Here is an 18,556-nt window from a genome sequence, read left to right on the forward strand (position 1 = left end):
CACGCCCTTGTTGGTGATGCCCCACATGTCCGCGACCGGGCCGAGCGCGCGGGCCGCGAGGGCGACCGCGAGCAGGAGCGCGATGACGCCGACGACGCCCCACCGCAGCGGCTGGTACGCGATGCCGGCCGACCAGCGCAGCACCCCGGCGAGGACGGCGACCGCCGCGAGCGGGTAGGCGAGCGTCCGCAGCACGGCCGGCTGGCAGACGACCGCCGCCGCGCAGCCGAGGGCGTGGCTGCGCCGGTCGCGCCCGGGCGGGATCGCGGCGGACTCGGCCAGCATCGCGCGGCCCCAGTCGCGCCGCGACGCGGGCAGCAGCCGTACGACGAGGGCGAGCAGGGCGGCGCTCACCAGGCGGCCCTCGGCTCGGTCCGAGCGGGGCGGACAGGCGCCGCCAGAGGAGCCGGTCCGAGGTCCGCCGCGGCTGTCACGCCGGCGCCGGTCAGCCGGTACAGGTGCCGCGGCGGCCTGCCGTGCGGCGGGTCGGTCTCCCAGGACGCCTCGAGCAGGCCGCGGTCGGAGAGCCTGATGAGGATCGGGTAGAGGGAACCGGCCTTGAGCCCGACCTCCTGGCCGAGCTCGTAGCCATACCGCCACTGCGCGGGGTCCGCGGTCAGCGCGCGCAGCACGGCTGCGGTCTGCGGGGACGGGCGTCTGACTCGCTGCACAGGCTAACTCTACCTATGTAGTCAAGCGGCCGCGCGGGCTCTCCGTTCCGCCGCGTGGATCAGGACGGAGCACCACATCCGGTATGGCCTCCATGCGCCCGTCACGCGGGCGATGTCCTCGTCCGTCGGGGCGGCCGGCAGGTCGTACCGACGCCGCATCCCGGACATGGTCATCTCATCGCCGGGCAGGGCGTCGACGAGACCCGCGCCGCGCATCACGATCGCCGTGGCGAAGAAGTCGCCCACGCCACGCAGCCGCCGCACGTCGGCGAGGGCCTGCCGGACGGGGAGGCTCCGCAGCCTGGCCCGGTCGAGCAGCCCGTCGAGGGCGGCCTCCGCGACGCCGTGCAGCCGCCGAATCTTCTCGCCGTCGATGCCGGGGACCTCGGTGATGCGCAGCAGCCGCTGCGGCGACGGGAACGCGTGCGCGGTGCCGCCGCCGATCTCGAACGCCTCGCCGTGCTCGCGGGCCATCCGCTGCCGGATCGCCCGGCCCTGCTCGATGCGCATCCGGTGGGCGATGATGAACGCGCAGGCGGCCTCGTAGGGTGAGTGGAACAGCACGGGGCGCAGGTGGGCGTGCTGCCGCTGCAGGGCGCCGATGACCGGGTCGCGCTCGCCGACCTGCGGGTAGCCGCTGCCGTCGACGTCCAGGGACAGCACGGCAAGCGCCTGCCGCCACGCGTCCTCGGGCCCCTGCACCTCGCCCTCGACCCGGTCGGGCGCGGTCTGCCGCAGGAGCACGGCGGCGGAGTGCGTCCAGCCCTCGACGGGGAACGCCATGACGATCGTCCGGTCGTCGCCGGCCGGCTGGATCCACCCGCCGAAGTACTCGTTCTGCCTGGCCAGGTCGTAGGGCCCGGTGATGTGTGCGTCCATGCGTGCAGCGTGCTCCGTAGAACCAGACAACCCCTGTCATGTTTCAACGGATATTCTTCGGCTCGTGCGCGCCGATCGACTGTTGTCCCTGGTCCTGCTGTTGCAGGCCCGCCCGTCCTCCGCGGCGCCGGAGCTGGCCGCGCGGCTCGGCGTGTCCGTGCGCACCGTCCTGCGCGACGTCGCGGCGCTCAGTTCCGCGGGGATTCCGGTGTACGCCGAGCGAGGGCGCGGCGGAGGGATCCGGATGCTGCCGGCGTACCGGGCAGGCCTGGCGCACCTGAACGCCGCGGAAGGCACCGGCCTGGCCGTCGGGCAGGCACGCCTCGCCGGCGAATTGGGCCTCGGCGACGCCCTCGACACCGCCATCGAGAAGATCATCGGCGCCGGCGGGCAGGCACTGCGCGGCGGCGTGGCCCAGGGCCGCCGCCACGTGATCGTCGACGTCGACCCGTGGATGCGCTCCGGCGAGGCGGTGCCGCTGCTGCCCGCCATCCACGACGGCCTGCTGCGCGGGCGCTGCCTGTCGCTGGACTACGAGGACAGCGACGGCGCCCGCTCGCGGCGGACCGTCACCCCCGCCGGCCTGGTCGCGAAGGCGGGCATCTGGTATCTGGTCACGTCGGAGCCTGCGTTGGTACGGGTGTCGCGCGTCCACGAATGCACGGTGCTGCCCACGCCGGCGGTGCTGCCCACCGGCTTCGACCTGGACGCGGCCTGGGCCCGGCTGCGCGACCGGGTCGAGGCGCGCCCACGACCGCTGACCGTGCTGGTCGCGGTGTCGCCGCCCGCGGTCGCGCTGGTGCGTCGGGTGCTCGCCCGTCACCTGTCCCCTGACTCCCCGTCAGCGTCGTCGCACCTGGTGCGGTTCGCGTTCGCCGGGGTGCCGCACGCGGTCGGCAGCCTGCTCGGCTTCGGCGCGCAGCTGACGGTCGTGGACCCGCCGGCGGTCCGCACCGCGATGCGGACCGCCGCGGAGGCCGTCGTCGCGCTGTACGCCGACCCTTAGTCCTTGAGCGGCAGCTCGCTCAGCAGCGTGAACTCGTACTCGATCTGGCCCGCGTCCGCCGGGTCGTCGGACGCGACGAGGTAGGACTCGACGCGGAAACCGAGGTTGAGCACGTCCGCGGCCCGGACGTGCTCGACGAGGTCCTCGGCCGCCGTGAAGTACGTGGTGTAGATGACCGACGGGCCGTCGCCCGGCTCCCCGGCCGTGTCCTCGGCGAGTTCCTCGCCGGTCTCCTCGGTGACGTCGTCGGCGTCGTCGTATGCGTCGGTGGTCGCTGCTTCTGAGGTGATGTCGATGGTCACGGCGGGAGCCTACGCGCCGCTGTGGCGAGTCTCATCTCGAGCGGAAAATGTCGGTGGTCGCCTCTATGCTCTGCTCGCTTTGGTTTTCCTCACGGGGGAGCGCGACCCACCATGCAGTTGCGACGCACCATCCTTGCCCTGGCCCTGTCCACGACGGTGGCTCTGACGGCGGCCTGCTCCTCCGAGGACCCGTCGCCCGCCGCCCAGGGCTCGGCGAGCGCCGCCGCCAGCGCGGCCGGCACCAATGCGGCCGGCACCAGCGCCGCGGCCGCCCCGTCGCAGTCCGTCGACCTGAAGGCCAACACGGAGGCCGTGTGCAAGGCGGTCGTCGCGGCGTATGACAAGGAGAAGGAAGCGGTCGTCGCCGTCCTCACCGAGCTGCTCACCGCCGCCGCCAAGGACGACAAGGCCGCCATGGCCACGGCGAAGTCGAAGGGCAAGGTGGTCTTCGACCGCCTGAGCGCCTCGGTCAACGCCGAGCTCGAGAAGGCCGCCGACCCGCAGGCGAGGCTCGCCCTGCGGAACTTCGTGAATGCCTTCTCGAAGGTCCTCGAGTCCGACAACCTGGCGAGCGACGCCTTCCAGGCCGAGATGGACAAGGCAACGGCCGAGGCCACGAAGTACTGCCCCGACCTGGACGCCTGACCTGCGCCCCAGCCGCCGGCCGCTCGCTTCGGACGCGGCCCCGCCCGGTTGGCCACTCACCGCGGCCGCCCGTGCGGTGCCCGCTCCGCCCGGCCGGCTGAGTCGGCGCCTGCCGGTGCTGCGCGGCGCTGATGGGCGGCGCCGTGCCGATCGCGCACTCCCGCTGTTGGCCTTGGTACGGGCGAGGTGTCGGCTCGCTCCCGACGGCTCAGAGCGTGTTTGAGAAGTTTTCGGATCTTGGCGAGCGAGCCTGCGTGACCGTCGACGTTGATGCCGTCAAGGTAGCCGTTGCTGCCGGAGTCGAAACGCGGGCGGCCGACCGGAGAAGCGCCCGCGCAGGTCCATCGTGGACGGTATCCGGCACGTGGTCCGCACTGGCTGCGCTTGGCGACACCTGCCAGCTGACCTCCCGCCGTGGCAGACCGTGTACTGGTACTTCAAGCAGTGGGAACGGGACAAGGCATCGATCGAATGCTTCCTGCACTTCGAGAGCAACTACGGGTGCAGCAGGGCCCGTGCCCCGCAGCCCAGCGCGGGGCATCATCGACTCGCAAAGCGTCAAGGGCGCCGACACAGTCGGCCGCGACAGCCGCGGCTACGACGCGGGCAAGAAGATCAATGGCCGGAAACGGTTCATCGTCACCGACACGCCGGGCGTGCTCATCGTGGTGATCGTGCTCGCGGCCAGCGTCCAGGACCGCGACGGAGCCAAACCACCCTCCTGCACATGTACCTGGCATCGCCGATCCGGTTCGTCTTCGCCGACTGCGGCTTCGCCGGCAAGCTCGTCGAGTGGGCAGCCATCATCGTGCGCACCACCCTGCACATCATGCGGAAACCCGAAGGCCAGCAAGGCTTCGCGGTAGTCCCGCGCCGCGGGTGCGTGGAGCGGACCCTGGCCTGGTTGACCGCCCATCGCCGTCTCGCCCGAGACTACGAACGCGACTCCGCCACCTCCGAAGCCGTGATCCGCTGGGCCGCCATTAACACTATGACCAACCGCATCACGCGAACCAACCAGCCGTCCGCCAGCAACGCTGGCAGGGGCCCGACGAGAGCTGAAGCACAGCTCAGGCGATGGCGTCGGCTCAGCGGGGCATCGCCCGCGCGTGATGCTCGGCCAGACTCAGGAGGCGCTGCCGGTCACCGTCCGGATCGAACGCGTCGTGGTTGAGTGAGATGTCCCGGTTGTTCCGCACGATCGGTTGAACGAGTGCCGGCACGTCACGGCCGCTGCGCTGGACCATCACGAGCGCGGCGGGCAGGTAGCCCTCGAGCATCGCTGTGAGGATGGGGTGGTTCGTCGACAAGTACCGCGCGGTCAGCGCGTCCACGAACGCCGCGAAGGCGTCTGGGTCGACCTCATACTCATCCCGTCCTACATCCGGTCCGACGCCTGACGGGCACTCGGCAACCAACACCATCGCTTCGGTCATGCGGGCGAACAGTAGCGCGACAGTCTGGGCCGGATTCCACAGCACGAGATCGCCGACCTGAAAGTATTGACTCACCGCGCCATGATCCCAGGCCCGACACGTGTGATGGCTGGCACCGGATTCCAGCCTGCACCGATGAGAGTCGGATGACGCCGTTGCCAGCCATTCGACCGCCCCCAGGCATCAAACGCCGACGACCTCGCGGATGCGCCAACCAAGATCGAGTGCTTCCCAACACGCTCTCAGTGGGCAGTAGCCACCCCGCCGCGGACGACGAGCCGCAGACTGTGAAGCCCATCGGCTCCGGCGCGCCGGCCGCGACCGGCACAGGTACAGCACGACGGCGCCGGCGGTGTCGGTGCCGTCGCCCGTCTGCCCGGCGGCCACCCCGAGGTGATCGGCCGTCTGACCCGCCTCGCCCTCGCCGGCTACGCCGAGGCGCCGTCGGTCATCCGGCGGCCTTCGCCGTGCTGACGGTGGCGCTGCTGCGTCGCTGGATCCCCGGCCGAGCGCTTCGCCCGGCTGAAGTGGCCGTTCGTTCCAGACGGCTGAGCCGGCGGTGGCCGTTCGCCCTTGTCAACGGGGGCGGCTCCGCCCTGGACAGCCTAACTGTCGGCGTCCGCCGGCGCTGTGGCGCAGACGGTGGCATTGCTGCGGTCGCCAGGCATTTCGGTGGGAGAGTGGTCTGGCAGAGCGGAGGCGCCAACAACCAAGGCCGGCCACGTCTACGGGTGGGCCGACGGGATCCACGCGAAGGTGCGTCTCGAGGAGGACAAGCTCTGCCTGCCGGTGACCGTCGAGATCCGTGCTGACGGTCACCAGCAGGCAGTTGCCTCGTCGACAGCCACCGCACGGCGAGTGGCTGGTGACCGGTCCTGTTGCGTGACTGCGCCCGCTGCGGAACCCGCGGCCGATGACGGCATGTCGGGATGCCGGACCGTACGGCACCATAGCCGTGTGACCAAGGGGCCGTGTAGCCGCGCCGGGGCGACCTTCGGCGACGGGCAAGTGGCGGCCCGACCATGACCATCTACGACACCTACGGCGCGAACACCCGCCGAACTGGCTCGCATCGTCGCCGACCGTCTCGGCCTGGACTTTGCCGAACACGTGAGCGACCGCCGGGGGATCTACCGCGCCGAGGCCCCGCTCTACGAGATCGAGGTCCAACCCGACGCCAACCCAGGCGACGATGGTCAGAGCGATCCCTATGCTCCCGATCGCCGGGGCATGCGGACACTGCTGCTGGTGACGGCTCCTTCCGACGATTCCTGGTAGTCGATTGCTGGTAATCGGTTGCAGGTAATTGGTGGTCGGGCGTGGGGCGGTGCGGTGACGCGTCCTACGCGTGGCTGGTGGCGGGGCGTGTAGTGGGTTGTGGGGTGGTTCGCGGGGTGGGGGAGAGCCTGGCGACGGCGAGCAGGACGGCGCCGCAGGTGGCGACCAGGAGCCAGCCGGGGCGGGACGCGGCGGGCAGGCCCGCGGGGGAGGACGACGCGACCAGGCCGCCCGCAACCGCGATTCCGAGGGCCGCGCCGAACTGGCGGGCCGTGGAGGTGATGCCGCCCGCGACGCCCGAGCGGGACGGTGGGAGGGCGGCGACGGCGGTGTTCGTGATCGGGGTGTTGGCGAAGCCGATGCCGACGCCGAGCAGCAGGAACGCGAACAGCAGCACCGGCAGGGCGGTGACGTCGGACAGGCTGACCAGGCACAGTCCGCCGGCCAGGACGAAGGCGCCCGCGAGGAGCAGCGGCGGGCGCGGGCCCGCGCGGCCGACGAGGTAGCCGGACAGCGGCGCGCACACCGTCGCCGCCAGGGCCATCGGCAGCGTGACGAGCCCCGCGGCGGCGGGTGACAGGCCGCGGGTGTGCTGCAGGTAAAGCGTGCTCAGCAGCAGCGTCAGGTTGAGACCGGCGAAGAGCACGACGGCGCCCAGGACGGCGGCGGTGAAGGGGGCGTGGCGGAAGAGGCGGACGTCGATCAGGGGCGACCGGCGGCGCAGGGACGTGACCACGAACCCGGCAAGGGCGGCCAGGGTGACCGCCGACAGGCAGACCGAAACCGGAGCGGTCCAGCCCGCGTGCGGCGCCTCGATGAGCAGGGACACGGACCCGCCGACCAGCGCGACCAGCAGCACCTGCCCGGGCACGTCCACCGGGCGGGGCTGCGGGGACCGGGACTCCGGCACGTACACGGCGGTGAGGACCAGGACCGCGGCGATGAGCGGCACGCTGACCCAGAAGACCGACCGCCAGCCGAGGGCGGAGACGAGCGCGCCGCCCGCGACGGGGCCGGCGGCCATGCTGGCGCCGAAGATCGCGGCCCACACGCCGATCGCCTGGGCGCGCTCCTTCGGGTCGGTGATGACGCTGACGACGATCGCGAGGGCGACCGGGCTCAGCATCGAGCCGCCGACGCCCTGCACGACGCGGGCGGCGACGAGCCACCCGAGGGACGGCGCGGCCGCGCACGCCACCGAGGCGAGGGCGAAGACGACCAGGCCGATCTGGAAAATCCGGCGACGGCCGAAGCGGTCGGCGAGGGCGCCGGAGGAGATGAGCAGGCTCGCCAGGGCCAGGGTGTACGCGTCGACGGTCCACTCCAGGCCGCGGGTGCCGACGTGCAGGCCGTCGCCGATCGACGGCAGGGCGACGTTGACGATCGTGGTGTCGAGCCCGACCAGGAACAGGCTCGTCGAGCAGATGGCGAGAACGGTCCAGCGCCGTGTGGTGTCCATGGCCACGATGATCGGCGCGCACCCCGTACAGGCCGCAGAGAATTTGCGAAGATTGCAAAATGGACGCCGAGGTGGAGCGGCTCATCGACGGGATCGGGCCGCGGCTGCGGGACCTGCGCCGCAGGCGGGGGCTGACCCTCGAGGCGCTGTCGGCGCGGACCGGCATCTCCGTCAGCGGGCTGTCGCGGCTCGAGTCCGGGAAGCGCCGCCCCACGCTCGACCTGCTGCTGCCGCTGGCCCAGGCGCATCAGGTGGCCCTCGACCAGTTGGTGGGGGCACCGGCGACAGGGGATCCCCGCGTACACCTGAAGCCCCAGCGAAACCGGAGAGGCAGCGTGGTCGTCGCGCTGACGCGCTACCCGGGACCGGTGCGGGTGTTCAAGCAGGTGCTCGAACCCGGCGAACCCAGGCTGGTCACCCATGAGGGCTACGAGTGGCTGTACGTCCTCGCCGGCGAGCTGCGGCTCATCCTCGGCGGGCAGGAGCTGACGCTGCGGCCGGGGGAGGTCGCCGAGTTCGAGACCCGCACGCCGCACTGGTTCGGCCCCGCCGGCGAGCACACCGTCGAGGTCCTGCACATGTTCGGGCCCCAGGGGGAGAAGGCGCGGGTGCGCGCGAGAGGGAAGCAGTGAAGGCGGCGGGGCAACGCCCCACCGCCTTCAGCAACGAACAGATCAGACCGCGACCGGGTGCGCGTCGGCCACGACCGGGCGCTGGCTGCGCTCGGTGAGGTAGCCGAACAGCAGGCCGAGCGTGGCCCAGGTGACCGCCTGGGTGCCGAGCGACGCGAGCCGGAACCGCCACAGCAGCACCGGGGAGAACCCGTCGGGCACCTCGTTGACCGCCGGCAGCATCGCGATCGCGACACCCACGACGGTCGCGGCGCCGACGACCGCGAGGATCGTCGCGTTCCACGTGCCGAAGCGCGGCTGCAGCGACCGGCTGACGACGATCGCGCCGAGCACGGCGGCGACCCCGATGACGATCATCAGGAAGTACAGGCCGGTCCGCTGCTGCAGCGTGTCGGGGTTGCCGGTCGCGGGCGGGTTCGCCGGGTACTTCAGGAACGGCACGAGCGCCACCCCGACGAACCCGGCGAGGGCGACGATCGCGGCCGTGGCGCGGGCGCTGATCCGGCCGATGCGCCCGAGCGTGACCGCGACCGCGATGGCGAACAGGCCGCCGATGGCGACGCCGTACACGACCGAGGCGGTGGCCAGGCCGAGCGTGCTCTGCACGGTCCGGCTGACCGGCCCGTGCTCATGGTCGGTGGCGTGGACCTCCTCGAACGCGATCGCGTCGTTGATCGGGCCCTCGCCGAACAGGTAGGCGAACAGGAACGCGGCGACACCGGCGACCAGGCCGGTGATCATGCCGCGGACCAGGAGCGTCCGGGCATTCAACATGCTGGCGCCCCGGCTCAGTGGCAGGGGAAGCCGAGCAGGTGCCGGCCGTCGTGGACGAACTCGTGCACCGTCGAACCCGAGACGACCGAGGTGATGCCCTGCTCGGCGCCGACGAAGTAGAGCAGGACGACGGCGAGGACGACGCCGAACGTGGCCCACGGCAGGATCTGCCGCAGCGGGATCGGGGCCGGTGCGGTGGCCGGGGTGGGAAGAGCCGAGATCGATGCCATGATGCAGCCTCCTGCGGGATTTCGCGTCCCATCGAGCGTTGTCGTGACCGTGCCCGGGTCTGACTCCCACCTGCGTGGTTACAGCGGCGCGACCGTGCCGGGCTTGCACCGGCTTCCGTTCACTGTCACGTGTATGTTTCGGACGGTACGGACGGCGTACCAGCGTGTCAATCGAACGGCCGATCCGGGCACGGGAATCGGGCGCCGCCCCGCTGGTCAGGACGGCCGGCGCCCAGTGGGAGGGTGATCAAGTTCTCGGTCGGGGTGAGGGCGACGAGGTGGGTGCCGACCTTGTGCGGTCCGTCGCGCCGGTGGCCGACGCGTGCTGGCGGCCGGTCCTATCCGGCGAGCGCGGCCACGAGCGCGTCGGCGCGGCCCGTGCCGAAGACGCCGGTGAGCAGCGCCAGCTGCGACAGGTCGGCGAAGTCGACGACGACCCGGCCGCGCTGGAGGAACCTGCCGTCGCGGCGGGCCCGCAGCACGGCGGTGCGCGGCACCGCCGCCCGCAGCCGGAAACCGCGCAGGTCGTCGTCCATGTCCGCGAGGACCAGCCGCCGGTCCGTGACGACACAGTGGACCATCGTCGCGTCCCGGATACCCCGGTCCAGGCGGGCCGCGCACGAGTCGTCGGGGCCGGTGACGGCGTACCCGCCGATCGCCTTGTCGACGTCGACCCGGATGACCGAGTCGGCGCCGACGAGCACGGCGACGACGCGCTCCCATGCCTGCTCCGGATCCGCGTCCGGTGCGTCCCGCAGGGCCGCCACCGCCGCGTCCCGCACCTCGGCCGGGACGTCGGCCACCAGGTGCTCCAGCTCCTGCCGCGAGCGCCGCGGCCGCTCGCCGCCGAACGCCGTCCGGCAGTGGACGGCGGCCCGCACCTCCTCCCCGCCGGCCAGGTTCTCCAGCTCCGCCCGGTGCAGCCGCAGCGCGTCCATGCCGGCAGGATAGCTCGCGGGTGAGCGCGGCCGAGTGCTGCCGGGATCGACAGGTCGCGATAATGTCGGTCAGTGGGCGTGATGATGGACTACTTCGCCGCGACCGAGCAGGAGCTGGCGGCGCTCGACCTCGATCTGGGTCCGGCCGGCAACGACTGGCCGTATGTCGACTGCAAGGGCTGGATCCTGGAGGTCGAGGAGTTCGCCGCGGAGATCGACGGGCGGGATCCGAGCGAGTTCGGCCGGGACGAGCCGCTGCGCGGCGCCGACGACCCGGAGTTCCTGGGCCCGTGGACGGTGCGGATCAACGCGGAGCTCGTCGACACCCTCACCCGGCTGGAGGAGGGGCAGATCCGCGGCTACGCGGACCGGTTCCTGCTGGAGGACTGGGAGGCCGGGCGGCTCGTCGCGCTCGCCGGGCTGGCCAGGTCCGCGGTCGCGCAGGGGCGGGCGCTCTACTCCTGGTCGTCGGTGTAGCCGGTCACGAGCCGGTCGTCGGTGTGGTCGGACCCCAGCCGGCCGTCGGTGTGGTCGGACCCGAGCCGGTCGTCCTTGTCGTTCTTGTAGCCGGACACCAGCAGGGTCCACAGCTGCTCGCGGACCTCCGGCGGGAGCCGGTGCCCGAGCTCGCGGCGCCGCAGCAGCACGAACCCGTTCGGGTCGCGCGGCCGGCCGGTGCGGGCGAACTCGATCGCCTGCACGGCCAGCGCCGGCTCCGGCCACGTGCCGTCCGGCGCCGTGTGGATGGCGTCGACGGCCGCCGCGGCCCGCGCGTCGACGTCGTCGATCAGCGCGTACTCCGCCCCGTCGGCGGGCCAGCGCTGCGCACGCAGGTCGATGTCGCGGAAGTCCACGTCGACGAGGTCCGCGTCGGTGAAGTCGTTGCCGCGCCATTCGTTGCGGGCGCGGACCGGACCGCCGTCCGCCCCGCCGGGAGCGCCGTTGAATACGGTGTGCCACACCCGGCCACGAAACACGCATTCCACGAACTCCGCGCATTCGGTGTCAAGCTCCCGGATCCGGGCACCGTCGAACAGGCAGCGCTCGAAGCGCGCGTCGCCGAGGTACGTGTTGCCCAGCGGGAACCTCGTGCGGTGGAACACGCAGTCGACGAATCGCGTCTGGCCCTGATGGCCGACGCTGAACCTTCCGAAAGAAGTTTCCGAGAAGTTACATCGCAGAAATGTCCCGCCATAGGCACCGAACGTGTCGAACGAGCGACCCGAGAAGTCGACGTCGGCCAATTCTACGTGACGGTGTTCCACCCTCAGCAGATCCACGTCTGGACGTTACCAGCCACTCGCACACCCGGCCGGAGTCGATTCCCGACCCAAACCGTTCGGTCCCGAATGTGGTCTTTGTCCGGTACGGCGCTCAGCCGTCGAGCCGGTCCCGCAGGGCCAGCAGCGGCCCGTCCCAGTCCCGGGCCAGGGCGGCGAGGAACTGCTGCGCCACCTTCATCGACGCCGAGTCGAGGCGGAACCGGACCCGCCGCCGCTCGCCCGGCTCGGCGACCACCAGGCCCGCCTCGGCCAGCAGGCCCAGGTGCTTGGCGATCGCCTGCCGGGTGATCGGCAGCTGCCCGGCGAGCTGGGTGGCGGTGGCCGGCCCCCCGGCCGCGAGCGCGGCGAGGATCCCCCGCCGGCTCGGGTCGGCCAGGGCGGCGAAGACCTCCTGCGCCACCGCCTCCGGATCAGGCCTGCCCATCGAGGTACGCGACGAGCTCGCCGAGCTCACTGGTCCAGCCCTTGGTGTTTCCGGTGTACGCGGTGTTGTGCACGGTCTCGTCCGGCACCTGCGCGAATCCGCTCTCGATCATGGTCAATGTGGTGCCGTCGGCGGAAGGCGTGAGGGTGAACTCCACCTGGTTGCGCCGCGGGTCCTCCTGCGGCAGGCCGTAGATCGGCCAGGTGTAGGCGAAGACGTGCGGCGGGTCGACGCGCGTGATGGTGAGGGTGGCGGTGTCGCCGCTGTCCCAGATGAGCTTGGCCGTGCCGCCGACGCGCAGGTCGACCTCGGCACGGTTGCCGAACCAGGTGCCGAGGCCCTCGGCGGTGGTCAGCGCCGCCCACACCTTCTCCGGCGGGTGGGCCAGCTGCAGGGTGCGCTCGATCCGGTCGGGAAAAGTCATGTCCGCCTCCATGTAGCAACCGTTCAGTTGCATCCAACGTATAGCAATCATCTGGTTGCGTCAACTGGACCGTACGATCACCGGCATGCTGGGAGTGCACTTCGCCATCACGGCGAAGCAGGAGAAGAAGCTGCTCAAGGCCGCCGACCGCGACGAGGACGAGGTCGCGGCGCTCCTGGGGGACCTCGAGGAGGAGTGGGACGACGAGTCGATGAAGGTCGACACCGACAAGGCGTGGGACGCCGTGCACCGCTGCCTGACCGGTTCCCTCGACGCCGACGCCGGCGAATACCCGCTGACGCACGCCGTGCTCGGCGGCCGCGACCTCCTCGAGGAGGACTACTACGCCGTGTACGTGACCGCCGACGAGGTCCGCGACGTCGCGGCGGCCCTGCGCGACCTGGACCGCGCCTGGCTGCGGGAGCGGTTCGACGCGTTCGACAAGAGCGACTACGCCGGCGCCGGCGACGACCAGGACTTCGAGTACACGTGGTCCAACTTCGCCGACATCCAGGCGTTCTACGACCGCGCCGCCGCGGCGGGCCGCGCGGTGGTGTTCACGGCGATGTGACAGGGGGCGGCACCAGGCCGCCCCCGTTGTGCAAGAACCGGGTCAGGCGATGGGCTCGACCCAGATGTTGCGGTAGAACAGGTTCGCGCCGGGGTCGCCATGGTCCTGCAGGCGGATCTTGCCGGCGGACGGGCCCTCGGCCGCGCCGTTGCCGGTCGGACCGTCGATGGCCACGTTGTTGTGCACCGTCACGCCGTTCCACACGACCGTCACCCTGGCGTTGTCCGTCTTGGTGCCGGAGGCGTTGTACTTCGCCGCGCGGAACGTGACGTCGTACGTCTGCCACGTCTGCGGGGCGGTCGCGGCGTTGCTCGTCGGCGCGATCTTGTTGTAGATCGACGCGCACTCGTCGATGCCGATGCTCGTGTCACCGAACGAGTCGAGCACCTGCAGCTCGTAGCGGTCCTGCAGGTAGATGCCGCTGTTGGCGCGCTGCTGCCCGGTCACCTCCGGGGGCAGGTTCGGCAGCCAGAACTCGATGTGCAGCCGGAAGTCGCCGAAGCTCTCCTTGCTGCGGATGTCGCCGCCGAGCACCTCGACCCCGCCGTTGCCCAGCGGCCACGTCACCGCGGCGCCGCCGGAGCCCTCGAACCTGCTCATGTTCTGGCCGTCGAACAGCACGACCCGGCCGGGGTTGGCGCCGCCGGACGCGTACGCCTCGAACTCGTAGATCCGGGCGGCACCGTTGCCGTCGCTGGCCGGGGTGGTGACGTTGAGCCGCAGGTACCGCGCCTGCACGGCGGTGAAGTCGTGCGTCGTGGAGCCCAGCGTGTTGCCGGTGACCGTCGCGACCGTCGTCCACGCGGTGCCGTTGGTGCTCACCTGCAGGTTGAAGTCGCGGGTGTTCCAGGCGCTGTTCTCGCCGCCGGCGCCGGCGTGCTTGAGCACGATCCGGCCCACGCTCTGGCTCGCGCCGAGGTCGACCTGCATCCACTTCGACGCGCCGAGCGAGCACCACTTGTCGGTGTTGCCGCCGTTGACGCTGCCGTTGACCGCCTTGTCCGGGCCCTCCGCCGTGGCGCACGAGCTGTCGGCCGTGGTGGCCTTGCCCTGCGCCAGGTTCCCGGTCGCCGGCGGCGCCGTGCCGCCGTAGGCCTCGAGCTCGTAGACGCGCGCGGCGGCGTTGCCGTCGCTGGCCGGGGTGGTGACGTTGAGCCGGATGTAGCGGGCCTGCGTCGCGGTGAAGTTGTGCGTGGTCGTGCTCGCCGTGTTGCCGGTGACGGTCGCGACCGTCGTCCACGCGGTGCCGTTGGTGCTCACCTGGACGTTGAAGTCCCGGGTGTTCCACGCGGTGTTCTCGCCGCCGGTACCTGCGTGCTGCAGCACCACCTTGTTCACGCTCTGGCTGGCGCCCAGGTCGGCCTGCAGCCACTTGGTGGCGCCCTGCGAGCACCACTTGTCGAGGTTGCCGTTGGTGGTGGTGCCGTTGACGGCCCGCTGCGGGTTCTCCGACGTGCTGCACGAGCTGTCGGCGGTGGCGGTCTTGCCCAGCGCGAGGTTGACCGGCGGGACCTGGCCCGGGATCGCGTTGAGCGTGTACCAGACCTCGGTGCTCCACAGCGACTGGCCGTTGGCGGCGGCGAACGGCTTGGGCGAGCGGATGTGCACGACCCGGCCGGCCTTCAGCCCGTTGATGACCAGGGTGACCTTCTTGCCGTCGGCGGACAGCGTCGCCGAGGACACCGTCAGCGTCTCCTCGTCGATCTTCGGGCCGCCGTAGGCGGCGGTCGGCACGTACCGCCACTGCTTCACCCGGTACTTGCTGGCCAGGGCGCTGGCGGTGGCGGCCGACAGCGGCTGGGTGTACTCGAGCTCGAACCCGTTCGGCGTGGCCCGGGTGGCGAGGATGTCGAAGACGTTGTTGCCGTTCGGGGTCAGCTTCTGCAGGCCGTACAGCAGCTTGCCGGACTGGCCCCAGTTGCCGCCGGCACCGAGACCGCCGACGTAGACCGCGCCGTCCGGGCCGACGTTGACCTCGGAGACGCCGGCCTCGAGGCCCTGCGTGAGCCGGAACAGGGCGCCCTGGTACTCGCCGTTGACCTTCTCCACGTAGGCGCGCTGCAGGCCGCCGTACGTGACGTCACCGATGAGGAACTGCCCGGCGTACAGGCCGCTCTGCATCAGCATCGGGGTGCTGGGGGAGTTGCCGATCTCGTTCTGCGGCAGCCACAGCACCGGCTGGCTGATCGGCGCGTTGTCGAACGGGCCCTGCGGGTTGAGGAAGTGGTTGTAGAAGCGGCCCTGCTGGATCTGCAGCAACTTCGACGCGGGCTGGTAGCCGCCCTGGTTGTCGGTGACGAAGATGCTGTTCTCCGGCCCCCAGCCGATGCCGTGCGGCGTACGCAGGCCGCCAGCGACGTAGGTGACCTGGCCGTTGCTGGCGTTGATCTTGATCGTGGTGCCGCGGTTGGCGATGCCCTGCGGGTTCGTCGTCGCGCCGCCGTAGTCGATGGACACCGACAGGTTCACGTAGAAGAAGCCGTCCTGGTACAGCAGACCGAACGCGAACTCGTGGAAGTTGCCGTCATACGGCCAGGTCGCGACGGTCTGGTACTGGTCGGCGACCTCGTCGCCGGTGGTGTCGACGAGCCGGGTGAGCCGCGCCTTCTCCGACACGTAGACGACGCCGTTGACGACCTTCAGGCCCATCGGCTCCTTGAGGTTGCTGCCGATGCGCTTGGTGGTGACGTTGGCCGGCGAGGTCGCCCCGCCGGTGTTGCCGAGGATCCAGACCTCGCCCGCCTGGGAGGTGCCGGACTGGTCGCTGCCGCCCCAGGTCGAGATGACCATGCGCCCGTCGGGCAGCCAGTCCATGCCGGTGACCTTCGGCTCGAAGCCGCCGGGCCGCAGGTTCGTCAGCGTGAAGTTCGGGTGGACCGAGGTCAGCGGCAGGCCGTCGCCGGGGGAGTCGCCGGCCGTCTCGCACTCCTTGCGCCCGGGCGCGGTGACCCGCACGACCCCGGCGTCGGTGCTGAGCGCCGAGTTCGGCACGGTCACGAACGACGACGAGCCCGGCGTCTGCCACTGCAGCGTGAGCTGCTGCCCGCCGCCCGCCTCGAAGAAGTCGATGCGCAGCGAGTGGTATCCGGTGCTCAGCTGGACGGCGCCGTCCTTGGCGGTCGCGCCGTGCAGCCCGTCGTGGTTGATGACAACGTTGTCATCGATCACGAGGCGCGAGCCGTCGTCGCTGATCAGCCGGAACGTGTAGTTGCCGGCCGTGGCGATGTTGACGTTGCCGATGACCTGCGTGAGGAAGTTGTCCTCCAGGCCGAACTGGGCCGAGGTGGTCCAGTCGACGGTCGGCATGAGCTTGTCGACGTTCGGCGTCTGTGCGGCCTTCAGCGTGCAGAGGTTGCTCAGGGGTGTCTGCAGGTCGAAGGTGCGCATCGTGACGCCGGGCTCCTGCGGCGGCGGCGCGGCGGCGGCGCCGGCCGAGGGCAGGACCAGCGCCGTGGCGACAAGGGTGGAGGCGAGGGCACCCACGATCGGGATGCGCATGCGCCGGGGCGGGACGGGCACGGTTCCTCCAGGGAAGCGGGACGCTCCGCCCGAAGCGCGGCATGCCGCTGACGACGGCGCGCTTCGGACAACGGGCGGGCATCGGTGTCGATGTCCTGCGGGTTGCCTGGCACGCCGATGCCTGGCGCGGCCAATCTATGGGGCTTTCATACCTGTGTCTAGATGTTTCGATGCGGATGCGCGAACTTTCTTGCACGGTGATCGGAAGATTTAAGTTTTGCGGTCGCATAGGTTGGTCTGATGACGTTCGACGTCGACCGATGGTCCCGCCGCCACCTCGGCGCACCCGTCGCGGAGGTCGTGTTCAGCGGCGGTCATCTGTCGCGTGTGTACGGCGTCCGCCTGGCCGACGCCCGCGCCGTGGTCGTCAAGGCGCGGGCGCACTCGCCGCGGCTCGACGCGTGCACGGCGGTCCAGCGGGCGCTGTGGCAGGCGGGGTTCCCGGCACCCGAACCTCTCGCCGGCCCGGTCGTGGAGGACGGCGTCGCGGTGACCGTCGAGGTGCTCGTGCCCGGGGGAGCGACGGCGCCGTCGACCGATCCCGCGCGGCGGTTCGCGACGCTGCTCGCCCGGTTCGTCGCCCTCGCCCCGCCGCCGTCGACCCTCGGCACCCTCACCCCCGCGCCGCCGTGGACGGCGTGGGACCACGACGTGCCCGGCATCTGGCCCGCCGCCGACGACCGCGACGACGACCTCAACGCCGCACCCCCGACGCCGTGGCTCGACGAGCTCGGCACCCACGTCCGGGAGCGCCTCACCCGCTTCGCGCAGACACCGGCCGGCCGCCGGCTCGTGACCGGCCACGGCGACTGGGAGGCGCAGAACCTCCGCTGGACCGGCGACGACCCCCTCGCCGTGCACGACTGGGACAGCGTCATCACCGCCCCCGAGGCCGTCGTGGTCGGCCTCGCCGCCGCCGTATGGCCCTGCGGCCTGGTGCCCCGCGCCGCCACCGTCGACGAGACCGCGCAGTTCCTGGACGAGTACCAGCGCGCGTCCGGCCGCACCTGGCCGCCCGACGAGCTGGGTGCGAGCTGGGCCGCCGGCCTGTGGGTGTCGGCGTACAACACGAAGAAGGCCACCCTGGACGGACTGCCGTGGCTGTCCCAGCACGAGGCCGCGCAGCGCCTCGCGCTCAGCGGGAGCGGGTGACGCGATTGAGGAGGACATCCGTGGCTGTCGGTGACAGTTCCCGTTCATGGACGACCGTGCCGGATCCGCAGATGAGCGCCTGGGGGGATGTGTTCGACGCCTCCGAGGAGGGGGAGACGCTGTCGGCCCCCTGCCCGGTGTGCGGTGCGACCACACTGCATCGGTGGTTCGATCTGCACCGGGTCGACCCGCGGACAGTCGCCGGCCGGCCGTGGCAGGGGCGCGGAAGCCAATGGCAATGGTGTGGCTCGTGTCGGTCCTACCTGCACAGCAGCGGTCTGGTGCCGATGTGGTGGAGAACGGACATCGAGATCGACCCTTCGGTGCTGACGCATCAACCCGGCCCGATAGACGACGTCGTCTCGCGGATGGAGTGACGTCCAGTGCCTTTCACCGGACGGGGTCAGCCGGTTTCGCCGTCGATGCGCTGGCGGAGGAGGTCGGCGTGGCCGTTGTGGCGGGCGTACTCCTGGATCAGGTGGAGGTACACGGCGCGCAGGGACATCGGGCCGCGCAGCGAGTCGATGAAGCTGTCGTCGAGGGAGGCGGACGCGACCGCGGCCCGGGACGACCGCCACTCGGCGATGAGCCGGTCGTAGTCGGCCTCCGCCGTTTCGCCGTCGGCCTCGTCGAAGGCGGCGTCCTTCGCGTCGGCGCGGCGGTACAGGAACGGCACGGGCGTGCCGCGGAAGCGGGTGTGGAACCACTCGCGCTCGACGTCGGTGACGTGGCGCAGCAGGCCGAGCAGGGACAGGGTCGACGGGGGACAGGAGCGCTGCGCCAGCTCCTCGCCGGTCAGGCCGGTGCACTTGCCCACGAGCACGGCGCGTTGCCAGTCGAGGAAGCCTTCGAGGAGGGTCCGCTCGTCGGCGACGAGCGAACCCCCGAACGGTGGCGGCTCGGGTGCGGTCCACGTCATAGGCGGATCATGCC

At 71.4% G+C, this 18,556-nt stretch carries 22 protein-coding genes, 2 pseudogenes and 1 riboswitch; of the genes and pseudogenes, 10 read left to right on the forward strand and 14 right to left on the reverse strand.

Annotated features, from left to right (window positions below; all coding sequences use genetic code 11):
- The 3 genes from AB0I21_RS44660 to AB0I21_RS44670 all read right to left on the reverse strand — a co-directional run.
- A partial coding sequence (locus AB0I21_RS44660) for a hypothetical protein (protein WP_360570085.1) occupies positions 1-354 on the reverse strand: 354 nt, incomplete at its 3' end.
- Positions 351-671 (reverse strand): helix-turn-helix transcriptional regulator, encoded by a 321-nt coding sequence (locus tag AB0I21_RS44665; RefSeq protein WP_360570087.1) that lies wholly within the window; start codon positions 669-671, stop codon positions 351-353. The genes AB0I21_RS44660 and AB0I21_RS44665, both read right to left, overlap by 4 nt.
- 21 nt (positions 672-692) lie before the next feature.
- The gene (locus tag AB0I21_RS44670) at positions 693-1,550 is read right to left on the reverse strand and encodes a hypothetical protein (protein ID WP_360570089.1); all 858 of its coding nucleotides are present in this window, start codon (positions 1,548-1,550) and stop codon (positions 693-695) included.
- 64 nt (positions 1,551-1,614) lie between these two features.
- Here AB0I21_RS44670 and AB0I21_RS44675 point away from each other — a divergent pair, with 64 nt between their 5' ends.
- Positions 1,615-2,556 carry a WYL domain-containing protein gene (locus tag AB0I21_RS44675; RefSeq protein ID WP_360570091.1) on the forward strand — a complete coding sequence of 314 codons (942 nt, stop codon included), beginning with the start codon at positions 1,615-1,617 and terminating at the stop codon, positions 2,554-2,556.
- Here AB0I21_RS44675 and AB0I21_RS44680 read toward each other — a convergent pair.
- Positions 2,553-2,858, reverse strand: coding sequence for a hypothetical protein (locus tag AB0I21_RS44680; RefSeq protein WP_360570093.1), 306 nt, complete (start codon positions 2,856-2,858; stop codon positions 2,553-2,555). The genes AB0I21_RS44675 and AB0I21_RS44680 overlap by 4 nt on opposite strands.
- 111 nt (positions 2,859-2,969) lie before the next feature.
- Between AB0I21_RS44680 and AB0I21_RS44685 the strand changes: the two genes are divergently transcribed.
- The 4 genes and pseudogenes from AB0I21_RS44685 to AB0I21_RS44700 all read left to right on the forward strand — a co-directional run.
- A complete protein-coding gene (locus AB0I21_RS44685) occupies positions 2,970-3,503 on the forward strand; it encodes a hypothetical protein (protein WP_360570095.1) in 534 nt (177 codons plus the stop codon).
- A 313-nt stretch (positions 3,504-3,816) separates the two neighbouring features.
- Positions 3,817-3,951, forward strand: a pseudogene (locus AB0I21_RS44690) (transposase); the annotation flags it as partial.
- Between the two features lie 67 nt (positions 3,952-4,018).
- On the forward strand, positions 4,019-4,369 hold the full coding sequence (locus AB0I21_RS44695) for a transposase (RefSeq protein ID WP_360570097.1): 351 nt from the start codon (positions 4,019-4,021) through the stop codon (positions 4,367-4,369).
- Positions 4,276-4,677: pseudogene (locus AB0I21_RS44700) on the forward strand (hypothetical protein); the annotation flags it as partial. The gene AB0I21_RS44695 and the pseudogene AB0I21_RS44700, both read left to right, overlap by 94 nt.
- On the opposite strand, the gene AB0I21_RS44705 reads toward AB0I21_RS44700, so the two are convergent.
- Together AB0I21_RS44705 and AB0I21_RS44710 are read right to left on the reverse strand one after the other, a co-directional pair.
- Positions 4,592-5,014 carry a DUF6086 family protein gene (locus AB0I21_RS44705; RefSeq protein WP_360570099.1) on the reverse strand — a complete coding sequence of 141 codons (423 nt, stop codon included), beginning with the start codon at positions 5,012-5,014 and terminating at the stop codon, positions 4,592-4,594. The pseudogene AB0I21_RS44700 and the gene AB0I21_RS44705 overlap by 86 nt on opposite strands.
- 1,267 nt (positions 5,015-6,281) lie before the next feature.
- Positions 6,282-7,676, reverse strand: coding sequence for an MFS transporter (locus AB0I21_RS44710; RefSeq protein ID WP_360570101.1), 1,395 nt, complete (start codon positions 7,674-7,676; stop codon positions 6,282-6,284).
- 59 nt (positions 7,677-7,735) lie between these two features.
- Here AB0I21_RS44710 and AB0I21_RS44715 point away from each other — a divergent pair, with 59 nt between their 5' ends.
- Complete coding sequence (locus tag AB0I21_RS44715) at positions 7,736-8,308, forward strand: helix-turn-helix transcriptional regulator (RefSeq protein ID WP_360570103.1); 573 nt, start codon at positions 7,736-7,738, stop codon at positions 8,306-8,308.
- Between the two features lie 42 nt (positions 8,309-8,350).
- Here AB0I21_RS44715 and AB0I21_RS44720 read toward each other — a convergent pair whose 3' ends face one another.
- The 3 genes from AB0I21_RS44720 to AB0I21_RS44730 all read right to left on the reverse strand — a co-directional run bounded on the left by AB0I21_RS44720 (position 8,351) and on the right by AB0I21_RS44730 (position 10,250).
- Positions 8,351-9,082: a CbtA family protein gene (locus tag AB0I21_RS44720; RefSeq protein ID WP_360570105.1), complete on the reverse strand. Its 732-nt coding sequence runs from the start codon at positions 9,080-9,082 to the stop codon at positions 8,351-8,353.
- A 14-nt stretch (positions 9,083-9,096) separates the two neighbouring features.
- A complete protein-coding gene (locus tag AB0I21_RS44725; RefSeq protein ID WP_344505090.1) occupies positions 9,097-9,312 on the reverse strand; it encodes a CbtB domain-containing protein in 216 nt (71 codons plus the stop codon).
- 36 nt (positions 9,313-9,348) lie between these two features.
- Positions 9,349-9,480: riboswitch (cobalamin riboswitch) on the reverse strand.
- 170 nt (positions 9,481-9,650) lie between these two features.
- Positions 9,651-10,250, reverse strand: a complete 600-nt coding sequence (locus AB0I21_RS44730) for a hypothetical protein (RefSeq protein WP_360570107.1) — start codon at positions 10,248-10,250, stop codon at positions 9,651-9,653.
- Between the two features lie 72 nt (positions 10,251-10,322).
- On the opposite strand from AB0I21_RS44730, the gene AB0I21_RS44735 reads away from it, so the two are divergent.
- Positions 10,323-10,727, forward strand: coding sequence for a hypothetical protein (locus AB0I21_RS44735; protein WP_360570109.1), 405 nt, complete (start codon positions 10,323-10,325; stop codon positions 10,725-10,727).
- Here the strand turns inward: AB0I21_RS44735 and AB0I21_RS44740 are convergent.
- The 3 genes from AB0I21_RS44740 to AB0I21_RS44750 all read right to left on the reverse strand — a co-directional run bounded on the left by AB0I21_RS44740 (position 10,706) and on the right by AB0I21_RS44750 (position 12,381).
- Entirely contained in the window at positions 10,706-11,353 is a 648-nt protein-coding gene (locus AB0I21_RS44740) for a hypothetical protein (protein WP_360570111.1), read from the reverse strand. The two genes, AB0I21_RS44735 and AB0I21_RS44740, sit on opposite strands and share 22 nt — an antisense overlap.
- 271 nt (positions 11,354-11,624) lie before the next feature.
- Positions 11,625-11,957 carry a helix-turn-helix domain-containing protein gene (locus tag AB0I21_RS44745; RefSeq protein ID WP_354897357.1) on the reverse strand — a complete coding sequence of 111 codons (333 nt, stop codon included), beginning with the start codon at positions 11,955-11,957 and terminating at the stop codon, positions 11,625-11,627.
- On the reverse strand, positions 11,944-12,381 hold the full coding sequence (locus tag AB0I21_RS44750) for an SRPBCC domain-containing protein (protein WP_360570113.1): 438 nt from the start codon (positions 12,379-12,381) through the stop codon (positions 11,944-11,946). Before AB0I21_RS44750 ends, AB0I21_RS44745 begins: the two co-directional genes overlap by 14 nt.
- 85 nt (positions 12,382-12,466) lie before the next feature.
- Between AB0I21_RS44750 and AB0I21_RS44755 the strand changes: the two genes are divergently transcribed.
- Positions 12,467-12,952 carry a YfbM family protein gene (locus AB0I21_RS44755; RefSeq protein ID WP_360570115.1) on the forward strand — a complete coding sequence of 162 codons (486 nt, stop codon included), beginning with the start codon at positions 12,467-12,469 and terminating at the stop codon, positions 12,950-12,952.
- Positions 12,953-12,994: 42 nt separating this feature from the next.
- Here the strand turns inward: AB0I21_RS44755 and AB0I21_RS44760 are convergent, their stop codons facing one another.
- Positions 12,995-16,471: a discoidin domain-containing protein gene (locus AB0I21_RS44760; RefSeq protein ID WP_360570117.1), complete on the reverse strand. Its 3,477-nt coding sequence runs from the start codon at positions 16,469-16,471 to the stop codon at positions 12,995-12,997.
- A gap of 240 nt (positions 16,472-16,711) precedes the next feature.
- Here AB0I21_RS44760 and AB0I21_RS44765 point away from each other — a divergent pair, with 240 nt between their 5' ends.
- Positions 16,712-17,623 carry a hypothetical protein gene (locus AB0I21_RS44765; RefSeq protein ID WP_360570119.1) on the forward strand — a complete coding sequence of 304 codons (912 nt, stop codon included), beginning with the start codon at positions 16,712-16,714 and terminating at the stop codon, positions 17,621-17,623.
- 20 nt (positions 17,624-17,643) lie between these two features.
- Positions 17,644-18,000, forward strand: coding sequence for a hypothetical protein (locus tag AB0I21_RS44770; protein ID WP_360570121.1), 357 nt, complete (start codon positions 17,644-17,646; stop codon positions 17,998-18,000).
- Between the two features lie 26 nt (positions 18,001-18,026).
- Here the strand turns inward: AB0I21_RS44770 and AB0I21_RS44775 are convergent, their stop codons facing one another.
- The gene (locus AB0I21_RS44775; RefSeq protein ID WP_360570123.1) at positions 18,027-18,542 is read right to left on the reverse strand and encodes a DinB family protein; all 516 of its coding nucleotides are present in this window, start codon (positions 18,540-18,542) and stop codon (positions 18,027-18,029) included.
- Positions 18,543-18,556: the final 14 nt, after the last annotated feature.

Source organism: Dactylosporangium sp. NPDC050588, assembly GCF_040654975.1.
Lineage (GTDB): Bacteria > Actinomycetota > Actinomycetes > Mycobacteriales > Micromonosporaceae > Dactylosporangium > Dactylosporangium maewongense.

Excerpts from the sequence above, each read along its gene's own strand:
- AB0I21_RS44670 (WP_360570089.1), bottom strand. The coding sequence starts at position 1,550 with ATGGACGCACACATCACCGGGCCCTACGACCTGGCCAGGCAGAACGAG.
- AB0I21_RS44685 (WP_360570095.1), top strand. The coding sequence starts at position 2,970 with ATGCAGTTGCGACGCACCATCCTTGCCCTGGCCCTGTCCACGACGGTG.
- AB0I21_RS44710 (WP_360570101.1), bottom strand. The coding sequence starts at position 7,676 with ATGGACACCACACGGCGCTGGACCGTTCTCGCCATCTGCTCGACGAGC.
- AB0I21_RS44715 (WP_360570103.1), top strand. The coding sequence starts at position 7,736 with ATGGACGCCGAGGTGGAGCGGCTCATCGACGGGATCGGGCCGCGGCTG.
- AB0I21_RS44720 (WP_360570105.1), bottom strand. The coding sequence starts at position 9,082 with ATGTTGAATGCCCGGACGCTCCTGGTCCGCGGCATGATCACCGGCCTG.
- AB0I21_RS44725 (WP_344505090.1), bottom strand. The coding sequence starts at position 9,312 with ATGGCATCGATCTCGGCTCTTCCCACCCCGGCCACCGCACCGGCCCCG.
- AB0I21_RS44730 (WP_360570107.1), bottom strand. The coding sequence starts at position 10,250 with ATGGACGCGCTGCGGCTGCACCGGGCGGAGCTGGAGAACCTGGCCGGC.
- AB0I21_RS44745 (WP_354897357.1), bottom strand. The coding sequence starts at position 11,957 with ATGGGCAGGCCTGATCCGGAGGCGGTGGCGCAGGAGGTCTTCGCCGCC.
- AB0I21_RS44750 (WP_360570113.1), bottom strand. The coding sequence starts at position 12,381 with ATGACTTTTCCCGACCGGATCGAGCGCACCCTGCAGCTGGCCCACCCG.
- AB0I21_RS44755 (WP_360570115.1), top strand. The coding sequence starts at position 12,467 with ATGCTGGGAGTGCACTTCGCCATCACGGCGAAGCAGGAGAAGAAGCTG.
- AB0I21_RS44765 (WP_360570119.1), top strand. The coding sequence starts at position 16,712 with ATGACGTTCGACGTCGACCGATGGTCCCGCCGCCACCTCGGCGCACCC.
- AB0I21_RS44775 (WP_360570123.1), bottom strand. The coding sequence starts at position 18,542 with ATGACGTGGACCGCACCCGAGCCGCCACCGTTCGGGGGTTCGCTCGTC.